23 protein-coding genes and 1 riboswitch are annotated in these 26,814 nt (G+C 75.6%); of the genes, 10 read left to right on the top strand and 13 right to left on the bottom strand.

Going from position 1 to position 26,814, the window contains the following annotated elements:
* Positions 1-72 precede the first annotated feature (72 nt).
* Entirely contained in the window at positions 73-453 is a 381-nt protein-coding gene (locus ACFYZY_RS10365) for a hypothetical protein (protein WP_388691967.1), read from the bottom strand.
* Positions 454-838: 385 nt separating this feature from the next.
* Here ACFYZY_RS10365 and ACFYZY_RS10370 point away from each other — a divergent pair, with 385 nt between their 5' ends.
* Positions 839-1,333 carry a cupin domain-containing protein gene (locus tag ACFYZY_RS10370; RefSeq protein ID WP_388691817.1) on the top strand — a complete coding sequence of 165 codons (495 nt, stop codon included), beginning with the start codon at positions 839-841 and terminating at the stop codon, positions 1,331-1,333.
* Positions 1,334-1,450: 117 nt separating this feature from the next.
* Here the strand turns inward: ACFYZY_RS10370 and ACFYZY_RS10375 are convergent, their stop codons facing one another.
* Positions 1,451-2,221 carry an IclR family transcriptional regulator gene (locus ACFYZY_RS10375; RefSeq protein WP_388691820.1) on the bottom strand — a complete coding sequence of 257 codons (771 nt, stop codon included), beginning with the start codon at positions 2,219-2,221 and terminating at the stop codon, positions 1,451-1,453.
* A 186-nt stretch (positions 2,222-2,407) separates the two neighbouring features.
* Here ACFYZY_RS10375 and ACFYZY_RS10380 point away from each other — a divergent pair, with 186 nt between their 5' ends.
* A complete protein-coding gene (locus ACFYZY_RS10380; RefSeq protein ID WP_388691822.1) occupies positions 2,408-3,889 on the top strand; it encodes an aldehyde dehydrogenase (NADP(+)) in 1,482 nt (493 codons plus the stop codon).
* An 82-nt stretch (positions 3,890-3,971) separates the two neighbouring features.
* Here ACFYZY_RS10380 and helR read toward each other — a convergent pair whose 3' ends face one another.
* On the bottom strand, positions 3,972-6,161 hold the full coding sequence (helR, locus tag ACFYZY_RS10385; protein ID WP_388691825.1) for an RNA polymerase recycling motor ATPase HelR: 2,190 nt from the start codon (positions 6,159-6,161) through the stop codon (positions 3,972-3,974).
* A gap of 228 nt (positions 6,162-6,389) precedes the next feature.
* Here helR and ACFYZY_RS10390 point away from each other — a divergent pair, with 228 nt between their 5' ends.
* From ACFYZY_RS10390 to ACFYZY_RS10400, 3 genes are all read left to right on the top strand, one after another.
* Positions 6,390-6,857, top strand: a complete 468-nt coding sequence (locus ACFYZY_RS10390; protein ID WP_388691828.1) for a GNAT family N-acetyltransferase — start codon at positions 6,390-6,392, stop codon at positions 6,855-6,857.
* Positions 6,858-6,986: 129 nt separating this feature from the next.
* Positions 6,987-7,694, top strand: coding sequence for a DsbA family oxidoreductase (locus ACFYZY_RS10395; protein WP_388691831.1), 708 nt, complete (start codon positions 6,987-6,989; stop codon positions 7,692-7,694).
* A 111-nt stretch (positions 7,695-7,805) separates the two neighbouring features.
* Positions 7,806-8,876, top strand: coding sequence for an aminotransferase class V-fold PLP-dependent enzyme (locus ACFYZY_RS10400; protein ID WP_388691834.1), 1,071 nt, complete (start codon positions 7,806-7,808; stop codon positions 8,874-8,876).
* A gap of 119 nt (positions 8,877-8,995) precedes the next feature.
* Here the strand turns inward: ACFYZY_RS10400 and ACFYZY_RS10405 are convergent, their stop codons facing one another.
* Positions 8,996-9,523: a MarR family winged helix-turn-helix transcriptional regulator gene (locus ACFYZY_RS10405; RefSeq protein WP_388691836.1), complete on the bottom strand. Its 528-nt coding sequence runs from the start codon at positions 9,521-9,523 to the stop codon at positions 8,996-8,998.
* 225 nt (positions 9,524-9,748) lie between these two features.
* On the opposite strand from ACFYZY_RS10405, the gene ACFYZY_RS10410 reads away from it, so the two are divergent.
* The gene (locus ACFYZY_RS10410; RefSeq protein WP_388691839.1) at positions 9,749-10,816 is read left to right on the top strand and encodes an alkene reductase; all 1,068 of its coding nucleotides are present in this window, start codon (positions 9,749-9,751) and stop codon (positions 10,814-10,816) included.
* A gap of 131 nt (positions 10,817-10,947) precedes the next feature.
* Here ACFYZY_RS10410 and ACFYZY_RS10415 read toward each other — a convergent pair whose 3' ends face one another.
* Positions 10,948-12,048, bottom strand: coding sequence for a pyridoxal-phosphate-dependent aminotransferase family protein (locus tag ACFYZY_RS10415; protein ID WP_388691970.1), 1,101 nt, complete (start codon positions 12,046-12,048; stop codon positions 10,948-10,950).
* Between the two features lie 177 nt (positions 12,049-12,225).
* Between ACFYZY_RS10415 and ACFYZY_RS10420 the strand changes: the two genes are divergently transcribed.
* The 3 genes from ACFYZY_RS10420 to ACFYZY_RS10430 all read left to right on the top strand — a co-directional run bounded on the left by ACFYZY_RS10420 (position 12,226) and on the right by ACFYZY_RS10430 (position 15,470).
* Entirely contained in the window at positions 12,226-13,311 is a 1,086-nt protein-coding gene (locus ACFYZY_RS10420; protein WP_388691841.1) for an amidohydrolase family protein, read from the top strand.
* Positions 13,312-13,458: 147 nt separating this feature from the next.
* A complete protein-coding gene (locus ACFYZY_RS10425; protein ID WP_388691844.1) occupies positions 13,459-14,178 on the top strand; it encodes a siderophore-interacting protein in 720 nt (239 codons plus the stop codon).
* A 317-nt stretch (positions 14,179-14,495) separates the two neighbouring features.
* Positions 14,496-15,470, top strand: a complete 975-nt coding sequence (locus ACFYZY_RS10430; protein ID WP_388691846.1) for an SCO1860 family LAETG-anchored protein — start codon at positions 14,496-14,498, stop codon at positions 15,468-15,470.
* An 89-nt stretch (positions 15,471-15,559) separates the two neighbouring features.
* On the opposite strand, the gene cobC is transcribed toward ACFYZY_RS10430, so the two are convergent.
* Entirely contained in the window at positions 15,560-17,296 is a 1,737-nt protein-coding gene (gene cobC, locus ACFYZY_RS10435) for an Rv2231c family pyridoxal phosphate-dependent protein CobC (RefSeq protein WP_388691849.1), read from the bottom strand.
* Between the two features lie 6 nt (positions 17,297-17,302).
* On the opposite strand from cobC, the gene ACFYZY_RS10440 reads away from it, so the two are divergent.
* Positions 17,303-18,070, top strand: coding sequence for a ZIP family metal transporter (locus ACFYZY_RS10440; RefSeq protein WP_388691852.1), 768 nt, complete (start codon positions 17,303-17,305; stop codon positions 18,068-18,070).
* Between the two features lie 2 nt (positions 18,071-18,072).
* On the opposite strand, the gene ACFYZY_RS10445 is transcribed toward ACFYZY_RS10440, so the two are convergent.
* The 7 genes from ACFYZY_RS10445 to ACFYZY_RS10475 form a co-directional block, all read right to left on the bottom strand.
* Complete coding sequence (locus ACFYZY_RS10445) at positions 18,073-19,488, bottom strand: cobyrinate a,c-diamide synthase (RefSeq protein WP_388691855.1); 1,416 nt, start codon at positions 19,486-19,488, stop codon at positions 18,073-18,075.
* Complete coding sequence (gene cobO / locus ACFYZY_RS10450) at positions 19,482-20,090, bottom strand: cob(I)yrinic acid a,c-diamide adenosyltransferase (protein ID WP_388691858.1); 609 nt, start codon at positions 20,088-20,090, stop codon at positions 19,482-19,484. The genes ACFYZY_RS10445 and cobO overlap by 7 nt, the downstream gene beginning before the upstream one ends.
* The gene (locus ACFYZY_RS10455) at positions 20,090-22,192 is read right to left on the bottom strand and encodes a putative cobaltochelatase (RefSeq protein WP_388691861.1); all 2,103 of its coding nucleotides are present in this window, start codon (positions 22,190-22,192) and stop codon (positions 20,090-20,092) included. Before ACFYZY_RS10455 ends, cobO begins: the two co-directional genes overlap by 1 nt.
* Positions 22,193-22,274: 82 nt before the next feature.
* The gene (locus tag ACFYZY_RS10460) at positions 22,275-23,783 is read right to left on the bottom strand and encodes a cobyric acid synthase (RefSeq protein ID WP_388691864.1); all 1,509 of its coding nucleotides are present in this window, start codon (positions 23,781-23,783) and stop codon (positions 22,275-22,277) included.
* Positions 23,780-24,760, bottom strand: a complete 981-nt coding sequence (locus tag ACFYZY_RS10465; protein WP_388691867.1) for a cobalamin biosynthesis protein — start codon at positions 24,758-24,760, stop codon at positions 23,780-23,782. The genes ACFYZY_RS10460 and ACFYZY_RS10465 overlap by 4 nt, the downstream gene beginning before the upstream one ends.
* 54 nt (positions 24,761-24,814) lie before the next feature.
* Positions 24,815-24,889, bottom strand: a riboswitch (cobalamin riboswitch).
* Between the two features lie 224 nt (positions 24,890-25,113).
* Positions 25,114-25,335 carry a hypothetical protein gene (locus ACFYZY_RS10470; RefSeq protein ID WP_388691870.1) on the bottom strand — a complete coding sequence of 74 codons (222 nt, stop codon included), beginning with the start codon at positions 25,333-25,335 and terminating at the stop codon, positions 25,114-25,116.
* Between the two features lie 12 nt (positions 25,336-25,347).
* Entirely contained in the window at positions 25,348-26,616 is a 1,269-nt protein-coding gene (locus ACFYZY_RS10475) for an anion permease (protein ID WP_388691872.1), read from the bottom strand.
* Positions 26,617-26,814: the final 198 nt, after the last annotated feature.

Below are 26,814 nucleotides of genomic sequence, written 5' to 3' on the forward strand. Positions count from 1 at the left end.
GGCCGCCCCGCACCGCGAGCGGTGGGGCGCGGGGCGGACGACGGGGCGCGGCGGCGCGGTCCCCGCCGCCGGTCAGGCCGCCCCCTTCCGCCCCTCGTACCGCAGCGCGGCCCCCGTCACGACCGCGCCCAGTCCCTCCCACAGCCCCACGCCCAGGAAGCCCGACGGGGCGCGGCCGGTGACGACGGCGAGGGTGAAGACCGCGCAGGTGAGGAGGCGGAAGGGGACCGTCCAGCGGAAGAAGGGCTTCCAGTCCGCGAGCGCGGCCAGGACGTAGTAGACGCCCATGTTGAGCGCCGCCATCGAGGAGGCCGTCAGGAAGACCGGGGTGTGGTCGCCGTCCGCCCGCCCGCCGTCGGGCACCGGTTCGAAGCCCATGACCGTGAGCAGGACGTCCGGGGCGACCAGGCCCACCGCGCCGAGCGCGGCGGCCAGCACGCCGAAGACCGCCATGGTCCAGCCGGACAGGGAACGGGGCAGGCGCACGGTGGTCCTCCGCGGGATCGGGGCTCGGTTCGAAAACGCGCTCGGATGCGAGCGTGCCCCTGCATACCGTGAGAAGGGGGGCCTCGGCCAATCGGGCACCGGACCAACGGCCCCTCCGTACCCGCCACTTCGTCTCCCGGCGCGGCGCTCCGGGCTCCGCGCGCCCCTCCGTTCCCTCCTGCGCGTGCCTCCGCCTCCGCCGCGCGGGGGAGACGGCCCTCCGCCCCGTACGCGCTCCTCCCGTACGCGCTCCGCTCCCTTCCCGGGAGCCGGGCGGCCGGGGTACCGGTCCGTGGCCGCCGGTCCTGATTTCCCCTGTCCCGGGGCCCGTTGCCGCCCTAGGGTGGCGATCATGAACGAGACCGCGCCCTTCGCCCCGATCCTGACCCGCGCCGCCGACGCGGAGACCACCGCCGACCCGAGCAGCGTGATGACGCTGTTCGCCGACTCCGACGCCACCGGCGGCGGGCTCACCAGCTACCGCTCCTCGTTCGCGAAGGGGGCGGTCGGTGCCCCGGCGCATTTCCACACCCGGGCCTCGGAGATGTTCTTCGTGCTCGGCGGCTCCCTCCAGGTCCTCGTCGGCGAGGAGCTGACCGTCCTGGAGGAGGGGGACTTCCTCCTGGTCCCGCCGCACACCCCGCACGCCTTCGCCGCGGCGCCCGGCGCCGCGGCCGACGTGCTCTTCGTCTTCACGCCCGGCATGGCCCGCTTCGACTACCTGCGTCTTCTCGGCCGGGTCATGCGGGGCGAGGCGAGCCCCGAGGAGATCAAGGCGTCCTCGGAGCGGTACGACAACCACTACGTCGACAGCCCGGTCTGGCGGGCGGCCCTGGCCGAGCGCTGAGGTCCCCTCGGCCCCGGCTCCGGCTCCGGCCCCGGCCCCGGAACCGGCTTCCGGCGGCCTTCCGGGCCGGCCGCCCCGGGGCCCGGGGCGGCACCGCGGCGGGCCCCGGCCCGGCGGTCAGAGGCGCCGGGTCGCCAGGGCCAGCCGGTCCCGCGCGTCCAGGAGCGCGTCCCCGATCGAGCGCTCGTGGGCCGGGGTGAGCCGCGCCACCGGCACCGAGCAGCTGATCGCGTCCCGCGCCGGGGTCCGGTAGGGGATCGCGACCCCGAAGCAGCGCAGCCCCAGCGTGTTCTCCTCGCGGTCCACCGCGAAGCCCCGCTCGCGGACGGCGCCCAGCTCCTCGATCAGCTCCTCGCGGTCGGTGACCGTGTGTTCGGTCAGCGCCGGAAGGGTTTCCGGGAGCAGCTTGCGCACCTCCTCGTCCGTGTGGGTGGCGAGCAGGGCCTTGCCGAGGGACGTCGAGTGCGCGGGCAGCCGCCGTCCGACCCGGGTGAACGGCCGCAGGTAGTGCTGGGACGGGCGGGTCGCCAGGTAGACCACGCTGGTGCCGTCGAGCCGTGCCAGGTGGATGGTCTCGGTGGTCTCGTCCGCGAGCCGGTCCAGGACGGGCCGGGAGGCGGCCACCACCTCGTCGCCGTCGATGTACGAGGTGCCGACGAGCAGCGCCCGCACCCCGATGCCGTACCGGGTGCCGGTCGCGTCCGTCTCCACCCAGCCCAGCTCGACCAGGGTGCGCAGCAGCATGTACAGACTGGACTTGGGGTACCCGACGGCCTCCTGGACGGTGGCCAGCGCGTGCATGCCGGGACGCCCGGCGAAGTACTCCAGCAGCTCCACGGTCCGCACCGCGGACTTCACCTGCGCCCCGCCCGCGTCGGCAGTCGCCATGACCTTCCGCCCTTCTTCTCTCGCCCGGTCCCGGCCCCCGTCCGCCGTCCGGCGGTCGCACCGGCCGGACGACGCCCTTGTGGAGACGGGCGGACCGTCCCTAGAGTCCCGGAGACGCGTTCATCCACGGGAACGGCGTTCAGAATAGCGAACAGGGGTGTGGCGGTGGCGGAACCAGTGTGGAGTGTGGACCCCCGGACGGGGAAGCCGCGCGAGCGGGTGGCGGCGGAGGCCACGGCGGAGGAGGTCGACCGGGCCGTCCGGGCCGCGCACGGCAGCCGCGAGGCCCTCGCCGACCGCGCCGTACGGGCCGCCTTCCTCCGCGCCGCGGCCGGCCTCCTGGAGGAGGCGCGGGACCGGGTGATCGAGACCGCCGACGCCGAGACGGCCCTCGGGACCACCCGCCTCAGCGGCGAACTCGCGCGCACCACCGCCCAGTTGCGGTCGTTCGCCGACGTCGTGGACGAAGGGTCCTTCCTCGACGTCCGGATCGACCTCCCCGACCCCGGGGCGGTCCCGCCCCGGCCCGACCTGCGCCGCTGGAAGGTCCCGCTCGGCGTCGTCGCCGTCTACGCCGCCGGCAACTTCCCGCTCGCCTTCTCCGTCCCCGGCGGCGACACCGCGAGCGCCCTCGCGGCCGGCTGCCCCGTGGTGGTCAAGGCCCACCCCGGCCACCCCGCCACCTCCGCGCTCTGCGCCTCCCTGCTGCGCCGGGCCGCCGCCGGGGCCGGCCTCCCCGAGGACGTCGTGGTCCTCGTCCACGGCTTCGACGCGGGCGTCGCGCTGATCCGCCACCCGCTCGTCGCGGCGGCGGGCTTCACCGGATCGGTACGCGGCGGACGGGCGCTCTTCGACGCGGCCGCCGCCCGGCCCGTGCCCATCCCCTTCCACGGGGAACTCGGCTCCCTCAACCCGGTCGTGATCACCCCCGCCGCCGCCGAGGAGCGGGCCAAGGAGATCGGCGCCGGACTCGCCGGGTCCACCACCCTGGGCGCGGGCCAGTTCTGCACCAAGCCCGGCCTCGTCCTGGCCCCCCGGGGCGAGGTGGGCGACCGCTTCCTCGACGCCCTCGCCGAGGGCGTCGCCGCGACCGGACCGGCCGTGATGCTCGACCACCGGATACGGGACGCCTACGTGGCCGGGGTCGCGGAACGCGCCGCGCTCGCCGGGGTCGCCGCCCCCGTCGTCCCCGGCGCCCGCGACGGGCACGCCGTCGGCGCCGGCGTCCTCACCGTCGACGCCGCGCGGCTCACCGGGGACGGCCACCGCCTCCTCCTGGAGGAGTGCTTCGGCCCGGTCACCGTCGTCGCCCGCTACACGGACCGGGAGGAGGCCGCCGCCGTCCTGGGCCTGCTGCCGGGCAACCTCACGGCCACCCTGCACACCACCGGGACGGACGGGGACCCCGACCCCGACGCCGCCCCGCTGCTCGCCGCGCTCGTCCCGCTGGCCGGCCGCGTCCTCGTCAACGGCTGGCCCACCGGCGTCGCCGTCGCCGCCGCCCAGCACCACGGCGGCCCCTACCCGGCCACCACCTCCACCGCCACCTCGGTCGGCGCGACCGCGATCGAGCGCTGGCTGCGCCCGGTCACCTACCAGTCGACCCCCGGCCACCTCCTCCCGCCGGAACTCCGCGACGGCAACCCGCTGGGGCTGCCGAGGCGTTGACGGCGGCTCCGGCCGGGGCCGGGGCTCCGGTCCCGGTCCCGGTTTCGCGCCTTCCGGCTCCGGCCGGGACCGGACGGGGACGTCAGGCGCTCCTCAGCACCACGAGCCGCCGGGTCGCCCGCGTCATCGCCACGTACCGGTCCACCGCCCCCGCGATCCCGTCCCCGAACGCCTCCGGGTCGACGAGGACGACCAGGTCGAACTCCAGCCCCTTCGCCAGGGACGGGGTCAGCGACCGGACGCGGGACGTCGCGCGGAACGACGGGTCGCCGATGACGCAGGCGACCCCCTCCGCGTTCTCGGAGAGCCAGGCGCCGAGCACCGCGTCCCGCTCCGCGACGGTGCCGTACGTGACGGGGACACCGGTACGGCGGACGGACACCGGCACGTTGGCGTCCGGCAGCGCGGCCCGGACGACCGGTTCCGCCTCCGTCATGATCTCCTCCGGCGTCCGGTAGTTGACGCTCAGGGAGGCCACCTCGATCCGGTCGAGCCCCACCCGCTCCAGGCGCTCCCGCCACGACTCGGTGAACCCGTGCCGGGCCTGGGCCCGGTCCCCGACCACCGTGAAGCTCCGCGACGGACACCGCCGCAGCAGCATCCGCCACTCCGCGTCGGTCAGCTCCTGCGCCTCGTCCACGACGACGTGCGCGAACGGCCCGGCGAGCAGGTCCGGTTCGGCGGCGGGCAGCGCGCCCTCGTCGATCAGGCTGTCCTGGAGGTCCCGCCCGCGCAGCATCCCCATCGCGCCCTCGCTCTCGTCGATCACGACGTCCTGCAGCAGGCTCGCGGTGACCTCGGCCCTGCGCGCGCGTTCGGCGGCGACGGCGGCCTCGCGCCTCCGCTCGCGCAGGGACGCCTCCGGATCGCCGAGCCGCTGCCGGGCCGCGTCCAGGAGCGGCAGGTCGGAGACCGTCCACGCCCGCGCGTCCGCGCGCCTCAGCCGCCGCACCTCGTCCGGGCCGAGCCAGGGGGCGCACAGCCGCAGGTAGGCGGGGACCGTCCACAGGTCGCCGACCAGGTCGGCGGCCTCGACCAGCGGCCACGCGCCGTGCAGGGCGGCCGTCAGCTCCCGGTCCCGGCGCAGGGCCGCCAGGAACGCGTCCTCCGGCACGCCGTCCGCGTCGTCGCCGTGCCTGTCCCGCAGGATCCCGGCCAGCTCCTCCCAGATCTGCTCGCGGGCCTCGTTGTGCGGGGTCCCCGGCTCCGGCGCCTCGAACGCCCGCGCCCAGTCACGGGCGCTCAGCCGGACCTCGGACCAGGGGGTCGTGACCGTCATCCCCTCGGAGGGAGGCGTCTCGTAGAACCTCACGGCCGTCTCGATCGCCCCCACCATGGCCGCCGACGACTTCAGGGCGGCCACCTCCGGGTCGCTCTCCGGCACGGCTTCCGCCCCCTCCGCGACGAGGTCCCGCAGCGTGCAGGTCCGTACGCCCTCCTCGCCGAGACCGGGGAGCACGTCGGAGACGTAGTTCAGATAGGGCTGGTGCGGGCCGACGAACAGCACCCCGCCCCCGCGCCGGCCCAGCCGCGGGTCGGAGTGGAGCAGATAGGCGGAGCGGTGCAGGGCGACGACGGTCTTCCCGGTGCCGGGGCCGCCGTCGACCACCAGGGTGCCGCGCGACCCCGCCCGGACGACGGCGTCCTGGTCGGCCTGGATGGTGCCGAGCACGTCCCGCATCCGGGGCGACCGGTGGGCGCCCAGGCTCGCGATGAAGGCCGACTGGTCGTCGAGCGCGGCGTGCCCCTCCAGCCCCTCGGCGGTGAACACCTCGTCCCAGTAGTCGGTGATCCGGCCGCCGGTCCAGCGGTACCGGCGACGGCTGGCCAGACCCGCCGGGCGGGCGTGGGTGGCCGCGAAGAACGGCTCGGCCGCCGGGGAGCGCCAGTCGATCAGCAGCCGGCGCCCGGCGGCGTCGGTGAGCCCGAGCCGCCCGACGTACACGGGTTCCGAACCGTCCGCGCCGACGATCCGGCCGAGGCACAGGTCCAGCCCGAAGCGGCGCAGGGTGCGCAGGCGCGCGGTCAGCCGGTGGATCTCCGCGTCCCGCTCCATCGCCTCGCGCCCGATGCCGCCCGGCGCCTTCCGCAGGGCGTCGAGCCGCCCGGACAGCTCGCGCACGGACTGCTCCAGGCTCTCCGCGACGGCCGCGAAGTGCCGCTCGTCGGCGGCGATCAGTGCCGGGTCGGCCTTGGCGGAGAGCCGGTCGGGAAGGTCGAACGCGCTGGGCGCGGTGGTGGGGTGCGAGTGGACCGGTGAAGACGTGGGCACGTGGTGGATCTCCCGTTTCCGCAACTTCTGACCTGGGCGTTCCCGGTGCAGACCGGTGATTCTGCGGTACGGAGGGGGCCTTGCCGCAAGCCCCCCGGTGCGCTATAAGTTAAGAGTGGCGAGGGGTGGGTCTTCCCCCGGTGTACGCCCTTTCGCCGGTCCCGCGCGGTGAGCGACGGGGCCGGAACTCCCGGAACCGCCCTCCCCGTTCCCGCGTCCTGGACCTTCGTGATCAGACTCGCGACCGCAGCCGACCTCGACGCCGTCGTCGCCCTCCACACCGAGGCGCGCTCCACCTACTACCGGGGCCACCTCCCCGACGAGGAGTTCGCGGGCCCCGCCGAGCTGGCCCGCTCCCGGGCGGGCTGGGAGGCCGCCGTCGGGCGCGGTGCCGTGCTCTGCGCCGAGCACGACGGCGAGCTCGCGGGTGTCGCGGCCCACCGCGTGGACGACGGCGTCGCGGTCCTCTCCCAGCTGCACGTGGCCCCCGCCCGCTGGCGCCGGGGCGTCGGCACCCAGCTCCACGACGCCTGCGTCGCCGCCTGGCGCGCCGCCGGGGCGTCCCGGGCGCGCCTGGAGGTCTTCGACAGGAACGAGCGCGCCCGGGCCTTCTACGCGGCCCGGGGCTGGCTCCCGGACCCCGACGGCCCGCGCGACGGCGACCACCTCGGGCTCGTCCTCGCGCTGGCGCCGTAGCCGTCCCCGCCGCGGGGGCCTCGCGGTCGGCCGGTTCATTCCGGAGCGACCCGCTCCGGAATGAACCGGCCGACCGCGGCGTTGCCGGGACGGAACGACCCGTCCGCACCCCCCGGAGAGAGAACCCCCATGCGCGTCGAGATCTGGAGCGACATCACCTGTCCCTGGTGTTACGTGGGAAAGGCACGTTTCGAGAAGGGCCTCGCGGCCTTCGCGCACCGTGACGACGTCGAGGTGGTGCACCGCTCCTTCGAGCTCGACCCCCACCGCCCCAAGGACGACACCGCCCCCGTCCTGGAGATGCTGGCGAAGAAGTACGGCCGCACCCTGGACGAGGCCCGTGCCATGGAGGCGCACGTCGCGTCCAGCGCACGCTCCGAGGGGCTCGGTTACCGCACCGAGGGCCGGGACCACGGCAACACCTTCGACGTCCACCGGCTGCTCCACCTCGCCAAGGCGCGCGGCCGGCAGGGCGAACTCCTGGACCTGGCCTACCGCGCCAACTTCGCCGAGGAGCGCTCCGTCTTCGACGCGGAGACCCTGGTGGCGCTCGGCGTGGAGGCCGGGCTGGACGAGACCGAGGTCCGGTCCGTCCTCGCCGACGGGTCCGCCTACGCCGACGACGTGCGGCAGGACGAGCGCGAGGCCGCCGAACTCGGCGCGAGCGGCGTGCCGTTCTTCGTCCTCGACCGCCGCTACGGCGTCTCCGGCGGCCAGCCCGCCGAGGTCTTCACCCAGGCCCTCGAACAGGCGTGGCAGGGCCGCGCCCTCCAGCCGCTCGGCGGCGCGGAGGCCGACGCCTGCGGCCCGGACGGCTGCGAGGTTCCGCGCGCCTGACCCCGGGACGGCTCCGTGAACCGCTCCGGCCTGCGGAGATAAGAATTCCTTGGGGGATCGCCGCTGTCTCGCAGGATTGACGGGGGGTCGCGGAGAACCCAGGGTGGGGGCATGGATTCCCTCGACGTCTCCCTCGACCGGCCGCTCGGCGGCTCCGAGTTCGCGCCCAAGAAGACCTACCTCAACACCTCCACCTGCGGGCTGCTGCCCCGCCGTACCGTCGAGGCGGTCGTCCTCCTCGCCGAGGAGACCGCCGACGGGCGTCCCGACGGCTCCGGGAGCTTCGAGATCGTCGGCGAGGCCCGCGCGGCCTTCGCCCGGCTCGTCGGGGTCGCCCCCGAGCGCGTCGCCCTCGGCAGCTCGGTCGCGGTGCACTGCGGGATGATCGCCCAGTCGCTGCCCGCCGGGTCCGAGGTCCTCTTCCCCGAGGGCGACTTCTCGTCCGTCATCACCCCCTTCACGATCCGCGGCGACCTCAAGGTCCGCTTCGCGCCCCTGGAGCGGCTCGCCGAGTCCGTCCGCCCGGAGACCGCGCTCGTCGCCTTCTCCGCCGTGCAGTCGGCGGACGGGCGGACGGCCGACCTCGCGGCGGTACGGGCGGCGGCCGCCGCCCACGGCGCCCGGACGCTCCTGGACGCCACCCAGGCGGCGGGCTGGCTGCCGCTGCGCGCGGGGGAGTGGGACTACACGGTCGCCGGCGGCTACAAGTACCTGCTCTGCCCGCGCGGGGCGTCCTTCCTCACCGTCACCGAGGAGGCGCAGGACTCGCTCCTCCCGATCCACGCCAACTGGGTCAGCGGCGAGGAGCTGTGGGTGAACAGCTACGGCCCGCTCCGCGAACTCGCCCGCTCCGCACGCCGTTTCGACGAGCCCATGGCCTTCCTCCCGTACCACGGGGCCGCCCGTTCGCTCGCCCTCCTCGAAGAGGTCGGCGTCGAGCGGATCGAGGCCCACGCCAGGGGACTCGCGGCCCGCTTCCGCTCCGGCCTGACCGCTCTCGGCCACGCGCCGGTCGCGGACGACTCGGTGGTCGTCGCCGTCCCGGGCCTCGGGGACCGCGCGGACGCCCTGCGGGAGGCCGGCGTCCTCCTCTCGGTCCGCGCGGGCAACCTGCGGGCCTCCTTCCACCTGTACAACACGGCGGCGGACGTGGACCGCGCCCTGGACGTCCTGGCGGGCTGAGCCCCGGGACCCCGGGGCCCCGGCGGTTCGGCAGCCCGCCGGGGCGGACGGGTCCCGGCGGCGGGGTCCAGCGACGGCCGAACCCCGGTGGGCGGCCGGGCCGCGGTGCCGGCCGGGTCTCAGCGGCCCGCCGGGGTGGACGGGCAGGCGTCCGCTCCGCCCTCCCCGTCCGTCTCGTCCGCCTCCTCGCGCAGGTTCTCCGCGACGAGGCCGAGCAGGCGGGCCAGCTCCGCCCGGTCGGCCGGGGCGAGCCCGCCCAGCGAGAGCGACTCCAGGTCCCGCCAGGCGCCCTCGACCCCCGCGCGCAGCGCCTGCCCCTTCTCCGTCGCCTCGACCAGGACCGCGCGCCGGTCCGCCGGGTCCGGGCCCCGGCGGACGTGACCGGACTGTTCGAGGCGCTGGAGCGTCTTCGTCACCGTCGACGGGTCCAGGCCCAGGGACCGGATCAGCTCCGACTGGCGCACCGGACCGCAGTCCCACAGGCGCATCATCATCAGCTCCTGGCCCGGGTAGAGGCCGAGTTCGCGCAGGCGCCGGCCCATGGCGATCCGGTGCATCCGCGAGACCCGGGCCAGGGCGTGGCCGACCGGCCCGCAGCGCAGGGCGACGGCCGGGGGCGCGGTACAGACGGGGTCGGTTCCGGACACGGTGGCTCCTCGGTACGTGGTCGCCCCACATTACCTTGGCCGACCAATCAATGGGATACAGTGACGTCCGGACCAGATACTTGGCCGACCACATATGGGCTCACGGGACCCGTGAGGGCCCCGTGACGACCGTGCGGGAGCCGCGCGGTCGTCACGGAGTCCGACGCCCGGCCGACCGTGCCGGACGACGTCCGGTCGGCCTTCACCTCGCGCGAAGGGATCGTCATGACCACCGCCTTCGACCCGATCGACCTCGCCGGCACCCGGCTCGCCAACCGCATCGCCATGGCCCCCATGACCCGCAGCCGCGCCGAGGGCGCGAGCCGCACCCCCACCGCGCTCGTCGCGGAGTACTACGCCCAGCGCGCCTCCGCCGGCCTCATCGTCACCGAAGGCATCCAGCCCACCGCCGTCGGCCAGGGCTACCCCGACACCCCCGGCCTGCACAGCGCCGAGCAGATCGCCGCCTGGCGCCGGGTCACCGACGCCGTCCACGAGAAGGGCGGGAGGATCTTCGCTCAGCTGATGCACGCCGGCCGGATCAGCCACCCCGAGGTCCTCGGCGGCGGCCTCCACCCCGTCGCCCCCTCCGCCGTCGCCCCGGCCGGAAAGCTCTTCGCCGGCTCCGGGCTCATCGATTTCGTCACCCCGCGCGCCCTCACCGCCGCCGAGATACGGGAGACGGTCGCCGGCTTCGCCGCCGCCGCCCGCAACGCCGTCGAGGCGGGCTTCGACGGCGTCGAGATCCACGGTGCCAACGGCTACCTGATCCAGCAGTTCCTCGCCACGGGCTCCAACCGCCGCACCGACGAGTGGGGCGGCCCGGTCGGGAACCGCGTCCGCTTCGCCGCCGAGGTCGTCGAGGCCGTCGCCGCCGAGATCGGCCCCGAGCGCACCGGCCTGCGCGTCTCCCCGGCCAACACCTACAACGACATCGCCGAGACCGACACCGAGGACGTCTACCCGGCGCTCGTCGCCGCGATCGAACCGGTCGGCATCGCGTACCTGCACGTCACGGAGGCCGTGCCCGGGTTCCGCGAGCTGACCCTCGCCCTGCGCAAGGCGTTCTCCGGCGCCTTCGTCCTCAACCCGGCCACCGAGGGACCCACCGGCCCCGAGGCCCTCGCGCTCGTCGAGGACGGCACCGCCGACCTCGTCGCCTTCGGGGCGCTCTTCCTCGCCAACCCCGACCTGCCCGCCCGGCTGAAGGCCGGCGGCCCCTACAACACCCCGGACCCCGCCACCTTCTTCGGCGGCGACCACCGGGGTTACACGGACTACCCGGCGCTGTAGCCCGGTCCGGGCACGCGGAAGGGGGCGGGCTCCCGGCACCGGGACCCCGCCCCCTCCTGTCGTGCTGTCATGCTGTCGTGCGCGAATCGTGCGCGGACCGGTCCGGAGAGCCGCACGCGATCCCCCACGGGCTACGCCCAGGCGTCCGCGACCGCCCGGCGGGCGGCCTCCGGGTCCACCGCGCGGCCCGTCCCGCCGAGCGCCGCGCCCAGGGCGGCGAGCGAGGACCGCACGGCCTCCGGCGTCGCGTCCACCCCGTAGTGGTTGACCCGGATCATCTCCCCGGACAGCGCGCCGCCGCCCGCGATCAGCGGCAGCGACGGATCGGCCGCGAGCGCCTTCGCCACCAGCTCGGCGGCGTTCACGCCCGCCGGGGTGCGCAGCGTCGTCGCCACCGGGGCGGCGTCCCGCGCCTCGTACACGTACGGCTCCAGGCCGCCGCCGAGCGCGAGCGCGCCCGCGCGGGTCGCGGCCGCCGCCGAGGCGTGCCGCGCCATCAGCGCGTCCAGGCCCTCCGCCTCGATCCGCTCCAGGCACGCCTCCAGGGCCAGCATCTCCAGCTGCGCCGGCGCGTGCAGGAGCGTCTTCCGGCCGCCGTCGATCCAGCGCTCCTTCCAGTCCAGGAGGGAGAGGTACGAGCGGCGCGGCGCGGCCGGGTTGGCGGCGAACCGCTCCCAGGCCCGCGCGCTCACCGACACGGCGGACACGCCCGCCGGGCCGCCCATCGCCTTCTGGGCGCCGATGATGCACATGTCCACGCCCCAGGCGTCCGGCAACACCGGCTCCGCGCCGATCGACGCCACCGCGTCCAGGTAGAACAGCGCGCCGTGGGCCCGTACGACCTCGCCGATCTCCGCGACCGGGTTGGTGTTGCCCGTCGCGGCCTCCGCGTGCACCAGGGACACGAAGTCGATCTCCGGGTGCGCGGCGAGCGCCCGCTCCACCTGCTCCGCCGTCACCGCCGTGTGGAACGGCACCTCCAGGTCCACCACGGTCGCGCCGCAGTCCCGCAGCCAGTTGCCGAAGGTCTGCCCGTAGGGGCCGGTGACGACGTTCAGCGCGGTCGAACCGGCCCGCGCCCCGCTCCGGATGCACCCTTCGAGCGGCAGCAGCGCCTCGCCCTGGGTGATCACCACGTCCTGCTCCGTGGAGAGCAGCGCGGCCACCCGCCGCTCGATCGACGCGAAGTGCGCGGCGGTCAGCGGGGCCAGGTCCAGGAGCGGGTGTGTCACGGTCACGGCGGTGCCTTCTTCGGTTCGGTTCGGGTGCGGTGCGGCGCGGACGCCGCTACGGGCCCCGGTACCGGGGCGGGCGCGGTCCCGGCGCGGGAGAACTCCCGATCAGGGTACCCAGCGGCACCGGTCCGGCCCCCGGGCCCGCCCCCTTCCCCGCCCTCGTACAGTGCGGGCATGAGCGATCACGCGGTACTGCACGTGAAGGGGCGGGTGCTCGTCGGCCCCGAGGACGTCCGGGACGAACTGTGGTGCGTCGGCGGGCGGATCACCTTCGACCGGCCCGCCGCCGAGGCGGTGACCGTCGAGGGCTGGGTCCTGCCCGGACTGGTCGACGCCCACTGTCACGTCGGCCTCGACCGCCACGGCCCCGTCGACGCGGAGACGGGCGAGAAGCAGGTCCTCGCCGACCGGGACGCCGGGGCCCTGCTGATCCGGGACGCCGGTTCGCCCTCCGACACCCGCTGGATCGACGAGCGGGAGGACCTGCCGAAGGTCATCCGCGCGGGGCGGCACATCGCCCGCACCCGGCGCTACATCCGCAACTACGCCCACGAGATCGAGCCCGCCGACCTCGTCGCGTACGTCGGCCGGGAGGCCCGCAGGGGCGACGGGTGGGTCAAGCTCGTCGGCGACTGGATCGACCGCGAGGTCGGCGACCTGACGGCCTGCTGGCCGCGCGCCGAGGTGGAGGCGGCCATCGCGGAGGCGCACCGGCTCGGCGCCCGCGTCACCGCCCACTGCTTCGCGGAGGACTCGCTGCGGGACCTGGTGGAGGCGGGCATCGACTGCGTCGAGCACGCCACCGGGCTCACCGAGGACACCGTCCCGCTCTTCGCGGAGCGGGGGGTCGCCATCGTCCCCACCCTGGTCAACATCGCGACCTTCCCGCACCTCGCGGACGGGGGACAGGAGAAGTTCCCCCGCTGGTCGGCCCACATGCGCCGGCTGTACGAGCGCCGCTACGACACGGTCCGCTCCGCCTTCGACGCGGGCGTTCCGGTCTTCGTCGGCACCGACGCGGGCGGCTCCCTCGCCCACGGCCTGGTCGCGGAGGAGGTCGTGGAGCTGACCCGGGCCGGCATCCCGCCGCTCGACGCGCTCTCCGCCACCGCCTGGGGGGCCAGGTCCTGGCTGGGCCGTCCCTCCCTGGAGGAGGGCGCCCCCGCCGACCTCGTCGTCTACGGCGAGGACCCGCGCGCGGACGTCCGGGTCCTCGCGGCGCCGCGCCGGATCGTGGTCAACGGCCGGGTGGTGGGCTGAGCGGGGACGGGGTCGGTGGACGGGAGCGGAGGGCACCACCGGGAGACCCGGGCCCGCTCACGGCCCCGGCCCACCGTTCCCTGGGCGCGAAAGTCAGGTTAGGCTTACCTGAGTTAATCCACGGTAACCGAGGGGGAGGGGATCACGGTGGGTCACGGCTGGCAGGGCGCCGTCCTCAAGTTGATGCGCGGCAAGGACTTCACGTTCACCGTGACGGGGGCCGAGCAGGTCACCGGGGACTACCGGCGGCTGCACTTCACGGACGGCGGGCTGCTCGCCGCCGCCGGGGTCCACCCGACGATGTGGGTCCGCCTTTGGTTCGACGACGGGGGCAAGCCGCACCAGCGCGCCTACACCCTCGTCGACCCCGACGCGGAGGGCGGCACCTTCAGCCTGGAGTTCGCCCTCCACGACGGGGTCGCGAGCGACTGGGCCCGCACCTGCGCGGTCGGCGACACCGTGGAGGCCGCCCTCCAGGGCACCGGATTCGAGACCCCCGACCCGCTCCCGGAGCGGCTGCTCGTGGTCGGCGACGCGGCTTCCCTGCCCGCGATCAACTCCCTGCTCGACGCCTTCCCGGACCTCCCGGCCACCATCTGGTTCGAGACCCGGCACGCCTCCGACGAGGGGCTGCCGTTCCGGACCGACCTCGCGCGCCACGACCTGCGCCGGGTGCCGCGCGAGCGGGGCGGCGCCGGACTCGTCGCCCGCGTGAAGGCCGAGCTGCCCGCGCTCGCCGGCTCCGCCCCGTACGTCTGGATCGCCTGCGACACCTCGACCACCCGCGCGCTCGGCGGGTACGCGCGCAAGGAGCTGGCCCTGCCGAAGGAGCGCGTCCACGCCCTCGGGTACTGGCGGGACGGCTGACGCGCCGGGTTGACGATGTGCCGCCGGGCCGTCACCCGGAGCGGAACGGATCGTTCACACTCTCCCCGATCGCCCTCGCCGCCGCCCGTACTCGACCTCCTGTGCGAAACGGGAGGGGCGGACGAGGACGGTTGTGGGGAAAGGAATCGAAAACGAAGGCGGAAACCACCCTTTGGGGTGAACTCGCTTCAGGTGACCGCGAGTTCACTCTCCGTGCGTAAAGATTCCGGTGTCCCAAGCCGCCGGGACCGCGCCGCACCACCGTCCCCGTGGTGAGCGGCCGACGGCGCCGTGTCTTTCGTGGGGGTTCCACCACCTTGAACAGCACCACCTTCCGCATGCCCGCACGCCGTTCCGCGGCCGCCGCGGCCGTGGCCGCCCTGGCCGCCGGGCCCGTACTCCTCGCGGCCCCTCCGGCGCACGCCGCGGGCGGCGAAGGGCGCGCCACCGCCGTCGTCCTGCGGGCCGGCCTCGACGTCTCCCTCCTCGGCGAGGGGGTGACCGTGCCGGTGCGGGCCTCCCTCAACGAGGTCGAGGCGCCGGGGACCGCGAGCGGGACCGCGCTCTCGCTGAAGGTGCGGGGCGCCGAGGGCGGCCGGCCGGTCGATGTCCTCACCGCCGACGTCGCCACCTCCGGGGCGACCGCCGACGAGGAGGGGGCCGAGGGGCACGTGAACCTCGCCAAGGCGCGCGTGCACGTCCCCGGCCTCCCGCTGCTCTCCCTCGTCGAGGTCGAGAAGGTCGCCTCCAGGGCGCTCTGCGTGGTGGGCGCGGAGCCGGTCGCAGAATCGAACGTCCTCGGCCACGTGACCGTCCTCGGCCGGAAGACCACCCTCTCCACGGCCGGCCGGACCCGGGTCGCGGTCCCGGGCGTCGGCGAGGTCACCCTCGACCTCTCCCGCACCTCCACGACCTCCCGCACCGCCGCCGCGACCGCCCTCGAACTCAGGGTGCGGGTCGATCCCCTCGAACTGGGCGTCGCCCGGGTCGAAGGCACCGTGACGCTCGCCGGGGCGACCTGCGAGACGCCCGCCGGCGCGATGCCGACGGAGAAGCCCACGCAGCGGCCCACCGGACGGCCCTCCGAGCAACCCGCCGCGCCGCCCGCCGCCGGACCGGGCGACGGGGACGGCGGCAGGACCGGCAGCGGCGGCCCCGCCCCCGCCGGACACCTCGCCGAGACCGGGGGCGGCTCCGCCACCCCCTACGTCGCGGCCGGGGCGCTCGCCCTCGTCGTGGCCGGCGGCGGCGCTCTCGCGCTGACCCGTTCGCGCGCCCGCTCGCGCGGCTGACGGCCCGGGGGAGGCGGAGAGGCGGAAGGGGCCCGGGGAGGGCGACGGCGTCACCCTCCCCGGACCCCTCCGCGCGGTCGCGTACGGGGTCAGCCGCCCATCAACAGCGCCTGGTCGAGGGCCTGGAGGAAGCGGTTGGTCGTCGCCCGGTCCCGCACCGCGAGCCGCAGCCAGTTCCGGTCGAGGCCCGGGAACGTGTCGCCCCGGCGCGCCGCGAACCCCAGCGACCGCAGCCGGTCCCGCACGCCGTCCGCCCCGTCGATCCGGATCAGGACGAAGGGCCCCTCCGATCCCGCCACCGTCCGCACCTCGTCGAACTCCGCGAGTCCGGCCAGCAGATGGGCCCGCTCCACCCCGACCCGGTGCGCCGCGTGCTCGGCCTCCGCGAGCGCCGCCCGCGACATGCACGCCTCCGCCGCCACCAGGGCGGGCGTCGACACCGGCCAGAGCGGCTGCGCCCGCTCCAGGGCCACGACCGTCTCCGGCGCGGCGAGCACGTACCCGATCCGCAGCCCGGCCAGGCCCCAGGTCTTGGTGAGGCTCCGCAGCACCACGAGGCCCGGCACGTCGGTCCGCCCGGCCAGCGACTCCCGCTCGCCCGGCACCGCGTCCATGAACGCCTCGTCCACCACCAGGGTCCGGCCCGGACGGGCGAGCGCGGCGATCGAGGCGGCCGGATGCAGCACGGAGGTCGGGTTGGTGGGGTTGCCGATCACCACCAGGTCCGCGTCCTCCGGAACCGCCCCGGGGTCCAGCCGGAAACCGTCCTCCTCGCGCAGCAGCACCCGGCCGACCTCGTGCCCGGCGTCGCGCAGCGCCGCCTCCGGTTCGGTGAACTGCGGGTGCACCACCACCGGCCGCCGCGCCGGCAGCGCCCGCGCGAGCAGCACGAACGCCTCCGCCGCGCCGGCCGTCAGCAGCACGCGGTCCGGGGACAGGCCGTGCCGCTGGGCGACCGCCGCCCGCGCGCCCCGGCCGTCGGGGTAGGCGGCGAGGCCGGTCAGGGAGTCGGCGATGCGTCTGCGCAGCCACTCCGGAGGCGTGTTCGTCCGGACGTTGACCGCCAGATCGATGAGTTTCTCGTCCCTGACCTCGGCGTCACCGTGGTGGCGCAGGTCGTGGGCGTCGGTATGCGTGTGCATGTCCATGGCCGCCGTCACGTGGGGGGTGGGGATGGTGGGGGGTGAGCCGGGTTCGCCAGCGATGTACCCGTGAGCCGGGTGCAACAACCGCCCGCCCGGGGCCTCTTCGCCGTACCGGGGCGGGACGGGAGCGGCGAGGGCGCACGTGGCGCGCCGGGTTTTCCGCTTCGGCACGAGCAGGGCGGGCAGGACGAACCGCGCGGACGGTACGGACGGGACGGACCGATTGCCGAACGAAGCGCCCACACCCGTACGTGCGTTCGCCCTGTCATCCGTACCCGCACCCGTACCCGTACCCGTACCCGCACCCGCATCCGCGTCCGCACCCGGCGGCTCCGTACGCCTCTCCGTACGCGGCTCCGCCCCCGCCGCCAGCAGGGCCGCCGCCTCCGCCACCGACGCCGTGCCCGTCGCGGCCAGGGGCGACGCCGACGGATGCGGTACGGGAACGGCCGCCAGCTCCTCGGCCGTGTACCCCCGCACCGGTACGCCGAGCGCCGCCGCGGCCCCGACGATCCCGGGCTCCGCCGCCCGCGCGTCCAGCGTGGCGAGCGAACGGAGGTCCGCCCGCGTCAGCCCCGCCTCCCGCAGCACCTCCCCGGCCAGCGCGAGCACGTCGTCCGCCGGGGTGCCCGGCCGGACGCCCACACCGAGGTGCGCGGACGCCCCCCGATCCGATAGCAAGGCCCCATGGCTGTAGTCGTCGCGCTCGGCGCGTTCCTCATGACGCTCTTCGGCGGCTGGGTCGCCGGGCGCGTCACCGACCGCCGTCACCTCGTCCTCGGCCTCTCCGGCGGGCTCATGCTCGGCGTCGTCGGACTCGACCTCCTGCCCGAGGCCCTGGAGGCCGCGGGCGGCGAGGTCTTCGGCGTCCCCGAGGCCCTGCTGCTCTTCGTCGGCGGCTTCCTCTTCGCCCACGTGCTGGAACGTCTCCTCGCCGTGCGCCGCGCCGCGCACGGCGCCGGCGCCGGTGCGGGGACGGCGGGGAGCCACGGCGCCCGGGAGGCGGACGGGCGCGTGCCCCAGGTCGGCCTGACGGCCGCCGCCGCGATGGTCGGCCACAGCCTCATGGACGGCATCGCGCTCGGCGCCGCCTTCCAGGTCGGCGGCGGCATGGGCGCCACCGTCGCCCTCGCCGTCATCACCCACGACTTCGCGGACGGCTTCAACACGTACACGATCACGAGCCTCTACGGGAACGCGCGCCGCAAGGCCGTCGCGATGCTCGTCGCGGACGCCGTCGCCCCGCTCCTCGGCGCCGCCTCCACCCTGCTGTTCACCCTTCCGGAGGAACTTCTCGGCGGCTACCTCGGCTTCTTCGGCGGCGCCCTGCTCTACCTCGCCGCCGCCGAGATCCTGCCGGAGGCCCACCACGACCACCCCGCCCGTTCCACCCTGCTGTGCACGGTGGCGGGCGTCGGCTTCATCTGGCTCGTGGTGGGGGCCTCCGGCGGCTGACCTCACGCGACGGGACCGCCCGTGACAGGACCGTCCGTGACCAGACCGCCCGCGACGGACGCGCCCCCGGCGGACGCCTCCGCGCACCGCTCCACGAACCGCGCCGCCGCCCCGGGAGCGCCCGCCCAGTGGGTGTGCACGTAACTGGCGTGCACCCCTCCCCGCACGAAGCCCTCCACGCGCCGCTCCGGCTGCCGCAGCCCCCACGCGGCCCGCGGCCCGGCGCCCGGCTCGATCACGGTGCGGTGGAACTCGTGCCCCCGCATCCGCGCCCCGGCCGGCGCGAGGACGCTGTCGCTGACGGCCACGGCGTCCCGGTACCCGAGCGTGAGCCGCTCCGACATGCGCGCGTCGGCGTCGAGCACCCCGCACATGGGCCTGCCGTCGAGGGACCGCGCCAGGTAGAGCAGCCCGGCGCACTCGGCCGCGACCGGCGCCCCCGAGGCGGCGAGGCCGGCCACGGCCTTCCGCAGCGGCTCGTTGGCGGACAGCTCGCCCCCGTACACCTCGGGGAAGCCGCCCCCGATCACCAGCCCCGAGGTCCCCTCGGGCAGGGCCTCGTCCCGCAGCGGGTCGAAGGGGACGACCTCGGCCCCGGCGGCGGTCAGGAGCTCGGCGTGCTCGGCGTACGAGAAGGTGAACGCGGCCCCGCCGGCCACCGCGATCCGGGGCCGGCCCGCGACCGTGCGCCCCACGACCTCCGGCGACCACGCCTCCGCGGACAGTTCCGGAGCCGACCGCGCGAGCGCGAGCAGCGCCTCCATGTCGCACCCGGCGAGCACCTGTCCGGCCTGCGCCGCCACCGCCTCCAGGGCGGCGGCCTGCCGCTCGGCCACCGGCACGAGCCCCAGGTGCCGCGACGGCGTCGCCACGGCGGGCGCCCGCCGCAGCACGCCGAGCACCGGCACCCCGGACTCCCCGAGCGCCTCCCGCAGCAGGTGCTCGTGCCGGTCGGTCGCGACCTTGTTGAGGATCACGCCCCCGATCCGCACCTCCGGGTCCCAGGACGCGAACCCGTGCACGAGCGCCGCCACCGACCGGGACTGCGACGACGCGTCCACGACCAGCACCACCGGCGCCTTGAGGAGCTTCGCCACCTGCGCGGTGGACGCCAGCTCGCCCTGGTCGGCGGCCCCGTCGTACAGGCCCATGACCCCCTCGACCACGGCCAGGTCGCAGCCGCGCGACCCGTGCAGGAAGAGCGGCGCCACCAGGCCCGTGCCGCACATGTACGCGTCGAGGTTCCGCCCCGGGCGGCCCGTCGCCAGCGCGTGGTAGCCCGGATCGATGTAGTCCGGGCCGACCTTGTGCGGGGAGACGGCCAGGCCACGGCCCGCGAACGCGGCCATCAGACCGGTCGCGACCGTGGTCTTGCCCGCGCCCGAGGAGGGCGCGGCGACGACGAGACGTGCTACCACTCGATGCCCCGCTGGCCCTTCTGACCGGCGTCCATCGGGTGCTTGACCTTGGACATGTCGGTGACGAGGTCCGCGAAGTCCACCAGCTCCCGCGGCGCGTTGCGGCCGGTGATGACGACGTGCTGCTGCCCGGGACGGTTCCGCAGCACCTCCACGACCTCGTTCACGTCGATCCAGCCCCAGTGGAGCAGGTAGGCGAACTCGTCGAGGACGTAGAACTTGTACGTCTCCTCCGCGAGGTCCCGCTTGACCTGCTCCCAGCCCTCGCGCGCCTTGTCCTCGTGCGACTGCTCGCCCTCGGCGACCTCGCGCTGGATCCAGGACCAGCCCTCGCCCATCTTGTTCCAGGCGACCGTGCCGCCCTTGCCGGTCTCGCCGAGCGCCTTGAGGGCGTTCTCCTCGCCGACCCGCCACTTGGCGGACTTCACGAACTGGAACACCCCGATCGGCCAGCCCTGGTTCCAGGCGCGCAGCGCCATGCCGAAGGCGGCGGTCGACTTCCCCTTGCCGACGCCCGTGTGCACCATCACCAGCGCGCGGTTGCGGCGCTGGCGGGTGGTCAGACCGTCGTCGGGAACGACGGTCGGCTGTCCCTGCGGCATTAAGCGGCCCTCCTGGATGCCTGTCCGGTCCCTCCGGACCGTTCTGCCTGTACGTCCCTGACGAGGCCGGCGAGCGAGTCGGCGCGCAGCTCGTCCAGGGTCACGGCGGTACCGCCGAGTTCACGTGCGAGCCGCCCCGCGAGCCCCAGCCGCACGGGCCCGGTCTCGCAGTCCACGACGACCGACGCCGTGCCCTCGGCGGCGTGCAGCCGCGCCGCGCGGGCGGCGAGCGCCACCGGATCACCGGCCGCGCGCGCCCCGGTCGCCCGCCCGTCGGTCACCACGACGAGCAGCGGACGGCGCGAGGGGTCCCGCAGCCGTTCCACCCGCAGCACGTCGTGGGCCTTGAGCAGTCCGGCCGACAGGGGGGTGCGCCCGCCCGTCGGAAGCTGTTCGAGCCGCGCTGCGGCCGCGTCCACGGACGAGGTCGGCGGCAGCGCCAGCTCGGCGTCCTTCCCCCGGAACGTGATCAGGCCGACCTTGTCGCGCCGCTGGTAGGCGTCGAGGAGCAGCGAGAGCACCGCTCCCTTGACCGCGCTCATCCGCTGCCGGGCCGCCATCGAGCCGGAGGCGTCGACCGCGAAGAGCACGAGGTTGCCCTCGCGGCCCTCCCGGGTCGCCTGCCGCAGGTCGTCGCGCCGGACCACGAGCCCCGGCCCGGTCCGCCCGCGCGCCTTCTGGTGCGGGGCGGCGGCCTGCACGGTCGCCGCCAGGTGCAGCCTGGTCAGCGCGCCCCGGGGCCGGGTGGAGCCGGTCGTACGGCCGTACTCGGTACGGGCCCGGGAGCGGCGTCCGGCCGCGCCCTCGCCCAGACCGGGCACGCTCAGGACCTTCGTGCGGAAGGGCTCGGCGGCCCCGACGGCGGTCCGCTCGCCGGAACCGGCCCCCGCCCGCGGGGAAGCGGGCGCCTGCTCGGGTGCGGGAGCCTCCTCCGGCGCCGCCACGTCCTCGGACGCGGACCCGTCGCCCTGCGGCGGGACGCCGCCGTCCGGACCGCCCCCGCCGTCTCCCGGACCGCCGTTCCCCGGGCCGCCGTCTCCCGGACCGCCGCCCCCCGGGCCGTCCGGCTCCGGGTCGGGATCGGGGTCCTCGCCCTTGAACCGTTCCAGGGTCTCGTCGAGCTTGTCCTCGTCGAGTCCGGGCGCGTCGAAGGGCGAACGCCGGCGGCGGTGGGGAAGGGCCAGGAGCGCGGCCTGCCGCACGTCCTCGGAGGTCACCCCGGTCCGTCCGGCCCAGGCGGCGAGCGCGGTGGCCGTGCGGGCCATGACGATGTCGGCGCGCATGCCGTCCACCTCGAACGCGGCGCAGGTCGCGGCGATCTGGAGCAGCACCGCGTCCCCGAGCACCACCCGCGGCAGCAGCTCCCGCGCGGCGACGATCCGTTCGCGCAGCGCGCTCTCCTCACCGGCCCAGCGCGCGGCGAACGCGGCCGGGTCGTCCTCGAAGGCGAGCCGTCGCCGCACGACCTCCACCCGCTGCTCGGGCTCGCGGGAGGCGGCGACCTCCACGGTGAGCCCGAACCGGTCGAGCAGCTGCGGCCGCAGCTCGCCCTCCTCGGGGTTCATGGTCCCGACGAGCAGGAACCGCGCGGCGTGCCGCACGGAGACGCCCTCGCGCTCGACGTTCGAGAAGCCCATGGCGGCGGCGTCGAGCAGGAGGTCGATCAGGTGGTCGTGGAGGAGGTTGACCTCGTCCACGTACAGGATGCCCCGGTGGGCGTCGGCGAGCAGGCCCGGCTCGAACGCCTTCACGCCCTCCGCGAGGGCCTTCTCGATGTCGAGCGAGCCGACGAGGCGGTCCTCGGAGGCACCGACGGGCAGTTCGACCATCCGGGCGGGCCGCTCGGCCCCCGGACCCGCCTCGTGCGGCCCGTCCGGGCAGCCCGGATCGGGCGAGGCGGGGTCGCAGCTGAACCGGCAGCCGACGACGACCGGCACCTCGGGCAGCAGCTCGGCGAGCGCGCGAACGGCGGTGCTCTTCGCCGTCCCCTTCTCGCCCCGCACCAGTACGCCGCCCACGGCCGGGCTGACGGCCGTCAGCAGCAGCGCGAGCCGCAGGTCGTCCATGCCGACGACGGCGGTGAACGGATACCGGGTGCTCATCGGGTGGTCTCTCCTTCGGATCGCTGATGTTCGAACGACGGCACACGGCCGCCGGTGAGGGGCCGGCGGCGGCCTCCCGTGCTCACGGCGCCCCCGGCGGCACGAACGGCAGCCCCGCCGGGGCGCCCTCCTCGATCAGCCGCAGCAGCGCGTCCGTGTCCGCGTGCTCCTCGATCAGGTCACCGAGCCGGTCGAGCTGTTCCTCGCGCAGCGCGTCGAACGACGTGTCGGGGGCCGGGACGAACCGCCGCCCCGCCACCGCCGCGACCTCCCGCAGGAAGGCCCGCCGGAAGCCGTCGCTCTCCAGCGAGCCGTGCCAGTGGGTGCCCCACACGGAGCCGACCCGGCAGCCGTCCAGGAACGCCTCGCCGCCCCGCACGTCCGCGACGCCGTGGTGGATCTCGTACCCCTCCACCCGTTCGCCCAGCGCCTCGCCGACCGGCCGGGCCAGGATCTTCCCGGTCCCGAACCGCACCCGTACGGGAAGCAGTCCGAGCCCGTCCACCACACCGGCCCTCGACTCGACCTCGTCCTCGATCCGCTCGCCGAGGACCTGGAAGCCGCCGCAGACGCCGAGCACCGGCCGGCCCTCGGCCGCGCGCCGGGCCAGGGCGTCCGCGAGCCCGCGCTCCCGCAGCCAGGCGAGCGCCTTCACCGTGCCGCGCGTGCCCGGTACGACCACCAGGTCCGCGTCGGCCAGCTCCTCGGGACGGTCCACGAACCGGACGACCACGCCCGGCTCGGCCGCGAGCGCGTCCACGTCCGTGAAGTTCGACATCAGCGGTACCGCGCACACGGCGACCCGCAGCACGTCCGCGCCGACCGGCGGCGCCACCACCGACTCCCGGACGGCGCCCCGCAGCGACACGCGCAGGCCGTCCTCCTCGTCGATGCCGAGCCCGTGCGCGTACGGCAGGACGCCGAGGGTCCGGCGCCCGGTCAGGCCGTGCAGCATGTCGAGACCCGGTTCGAGCAGGCTCACGTCGCCCCGGAACTTGTTCACCAGGTATCCGGCGACGAGCGCCTGGTCCTCGGGGGACAGCAGCGCCGTCGTGCCGAAGAACTGGGCGAAGACCCCGCCCCGGTCGATGTCCCCGACCACCACCACGGGCAGCCGCGCGGCCCGCGCCACGCCCATGTTCACGATGTCGGTGCGCCGCAGGTTGATCTCGGCCGGACTGCCGGCGCCCTCGCAGATCACCGCGTCGTACGTGCTCCGCAGCTCCTCCAGGCACGCCATGACCGGCTCGAACAGGTCCTTCTGGCGCCCCCCGTGGTAGCCCCTGGCGCTCAGCTCGCCCACCGGCTTCCCCATCAGGACGACCTGGCTGGAGCGGTCGCCGCCCGGCTTGAGCAGCACCGGGTTCATCAGCGCGGTCGGCTCGACCCGGGCGGCCCGCGCCTGCATGGCCTGGGCCCGCCCGATCTCGGCGCCCTCGCGGGTGACGAAGGAGTTCAGGGACATGTTCTGCCCCTTGAACGGCGCCACCTTCAGGCCCCTGCGGACCAGCCAGCGGCAGATCCCGGCCGTCACGACGCTCTTGCCCGCGTCGGACGTGGTCCCGGCGACCAGAAGTCCCCCGCCCCTCATGCGTCCCCCCGCCTTCCGCGCTCGCGGCGCCCCACGGCGCCGGTGATCAGACGGCCGCCCGCGCAGACCACCAGGGCCAGCGCGGTCACCCGGCGCGAGAGCGCCACCGCCCGTTCGATGTCGGCCACCTCGACGGCCCGCCCCGCCCCGTTCAGGACCGGCCGGTGCTCGACCCGGCCGCCGTACGAGAGGGTGCCGCCGAGCCGTACGCCCAGCGCGCCCGCGAAGGACGCCTCGACCGGGCCCGCGTTGGGGCTCGGATGCTTCGGCGCGTCCGCCCGCCAGGCCCGTACGGCCCCGCGCGGGTTCCCGCCCGCGACGGCCGCGAGCACGGCCGTCAGCCGGGCCCCGGGCCAGCCGGCCAGGTCGTCCAGGCGGGCCGAGGCCCAGCCGAAGCGGCGGTACCGGGGGGATGTGTGGCCCACCATCGCGTCCAGGGTGTTGACGGCCCGGAAGCCGACGAGCCCCGGCACGCCCGCGACCGCCCCCCAGAAGAGGGCGCCGACCACGGCGTCCGAGGTGTTCTCGGCGACCGACTCGACGACCGCGCGGGCCGTCGCGGGCCCGTCCAGGGACTGCGGGTCGCGCCCGCACAGGTGCGGCAGCCGCTCGCGGGCCGCCTCCAGGTCCCCGGCGGCCAGCGCCCCGCCGATCGCGCGGGCCTCCCGGCCCAGGGTGGTTCCGCCGACGACGGCCCAGACGGAGGCGGCGGTCAGCGCCGCGGAGGCGGCCGGCCGGTCGCGCACGGCCCGGGCGGCGAGGGCGCCGAGCGCGACGGCGGAACCGGCGCAGACGGCGGCGTGCAGGGCGCCCCAGCCCCGGTGGTCGTGGTGGAGGCGCCGTTCGACGGCGGCGGCCGCGCGGCCGAAGGCGGCGACGGGGTGTCCGCGGCGGGGGTCGCCGAGGACCAGGTCGACGGCGAGACCCGCGGCCGCGCCGTACGCGAAGACGCCGGTGGCTCTGGAGCGGCCGGGCATGGTGCTGTGTCCTCACTCGGGGTCCGCGCCCCGGATCGACGTGACCGGCGGCGAGAGTTCCTGACTCCCGGCCCCCGGGGGGCCGGTCACAGTGGCGGGACCGCGCCGGATTCGCACCGGACTTCCTCTGCTGCCGCCGTAGGGCGTGTGCCGGAAGTGCCGCCCGCCCTCCGGGGCGGACGACGCCGTTCACGGCACACGCTCTCATGGCCCCGGCAGTCCACCACGCCCCGAGAACGGGCGTCAACTCCCCCTTGACCTGCGGCGGCGCACTGTGCGGAGTGCCACAGACACGGAAGCCGGGCGGCCCGCACCCGGAGGTGCGGACCGCCCGGCCGGCGGAGCGGGGACCGTCAGGCGACGATCAGGTGGATGCCGTAGGCCACGGCCGCCAGGCACAGTCCGAAGCAGGCGTAGGCACCTGCGCGGGCCGGGGCGGCGGAGTCCCCCCGGGCGGCGGCCTCCTCCTGCTTGGTGAGGCCGACGATGCCGAGGGAGAAGAGGCCCACCAGGGCGACGGTCGCCACGAGGCTGACTCCGAAGACGGAGCCGAGGGCTGCCCAGTCGATCTTCATGCGGTTCTTTCCTTAGACCTTCGCGGCCGGGGCCGGGGGAGCGGTCGGGTCGGTGGGGACCGGGGCGGGGATGGTCGCCCTGAGGTCCTCGTCCGTGACGGCGGTGAAGGAGCCGGCCGGCGGCGGGGTGACGGCCGCGACGGCGGTGGTCACGACGCCCGCGGGCTCCTCGGCGTACGGGTCGTCGGCCGTGACGTTGTGGTGGTCGACCGGCTTGCGGCGGGAGAGCGACCAGATCACGGCCGACCCGGCGATCAGCAGGACCGCGACGGCGGCGATGCCCCAGGGGCCCTGCTTGGTGAGGAACTCGGCACCGGCGCCGACCAGGCCCGCGGCGGGCAGGGTCAGGCCCCAGGCGACGAACATCCGGGTCGCGGTCGACCAGCGGACGACACCGCCCTTGCGGCCCAGGCCGGCGCCCATCACGGCACCCGAGCAGGACTGGGTGGTGGAGAGGGAGAAGCCGAGGTGCGAGGAGGCCAGGATGACCGTGGCGGCGCTGGTCTGGGCGGCGAAGCCCTGCTGCGGCCGGAGGTCGGTGAGGCCCTTGCCCATGGTGCGGATGATGCGCCAGCCGCCGAGGTAGGTGCCGAGCGCGATGGCGACGCCGGCGGAGACGACGACCCACAGGGGCGGGTTCGAGCCGGGGGCGACGACGCCCTGGGTGACCAGGGCCAGGGTGATGATGCCCATCGTCTTCTGGGCGTCGTTGGTGCCGTGGGCGAGGGAGACGAGACCGGCGGAGGCGATCTGGCCGGCCCGGTAGCCCTTGGCCGTGGCCTTCGCCCCGGGGTCGGCCTTGATCAGGTACGTCAGCCGGGTGGCGGCCATCGCGGCGAGGCCGGCGACGATCGGCGCGGCGACGGCCGGGATGAGGACCTTGGTGATGATGGTGGAGCCGTTCACGGCCGACCAGCCGGCCGACATGACCGCGGCGCCGATGAGACCGCCGAAGAGGGCGTGGGAGGAGCTGGACGGGAGTCCGAGCAGCCAGGTCAGCAGGTTCCACAGGATGGCGCCGACCAGCGCGGCGAAGATCACCTCTGTGCGGATGCCCTCTTCGTTGATGATCCCGCCGGAGATCGTCCTGGCGACCTCCACGGACAGGAACGCGCCGACGAGGTTCAGCGCGGCGGACATGGCCACCGCCGTCTTGGGCTTGAGCGCACCGGTCGAGATGGTCGTGGCCATCGCGTTGGCGGTGTCGTGGAAACCGTTCGTGAAATCGAACACGAGAGCTGTCACGACCACAATGGCGAGCAGCAGCGTGATGTGTTCCATTTACCCAGGCAATCGTTTGACGTCAGTGGCTCGTCGAACGTAAGCAACCTGGATGAACGGAAGATGAACTGGGGCGGGCGGCGTGGTGTCCCTATCCGGTGCCGGGGGATTCCGCTTGGGACCCGGGCCCGCCCGCGCGTCCCGGGGCGGCCCGCGTCTCCCCGGACGGCGGACGCGGCGGACCGCCCCGCGCCCGCC

Origin of the sequence: Streptomyces sp. NPDC001744 (assembly GCF_042892575.1) — a bacterium.
In the GTDB taxonomy this organism is placed as follows: domain Bacteria; phylum Actinomycetota; class Actinomycetes; order Streptomycetales; family Streptomycetaceae; genus Streptomyces.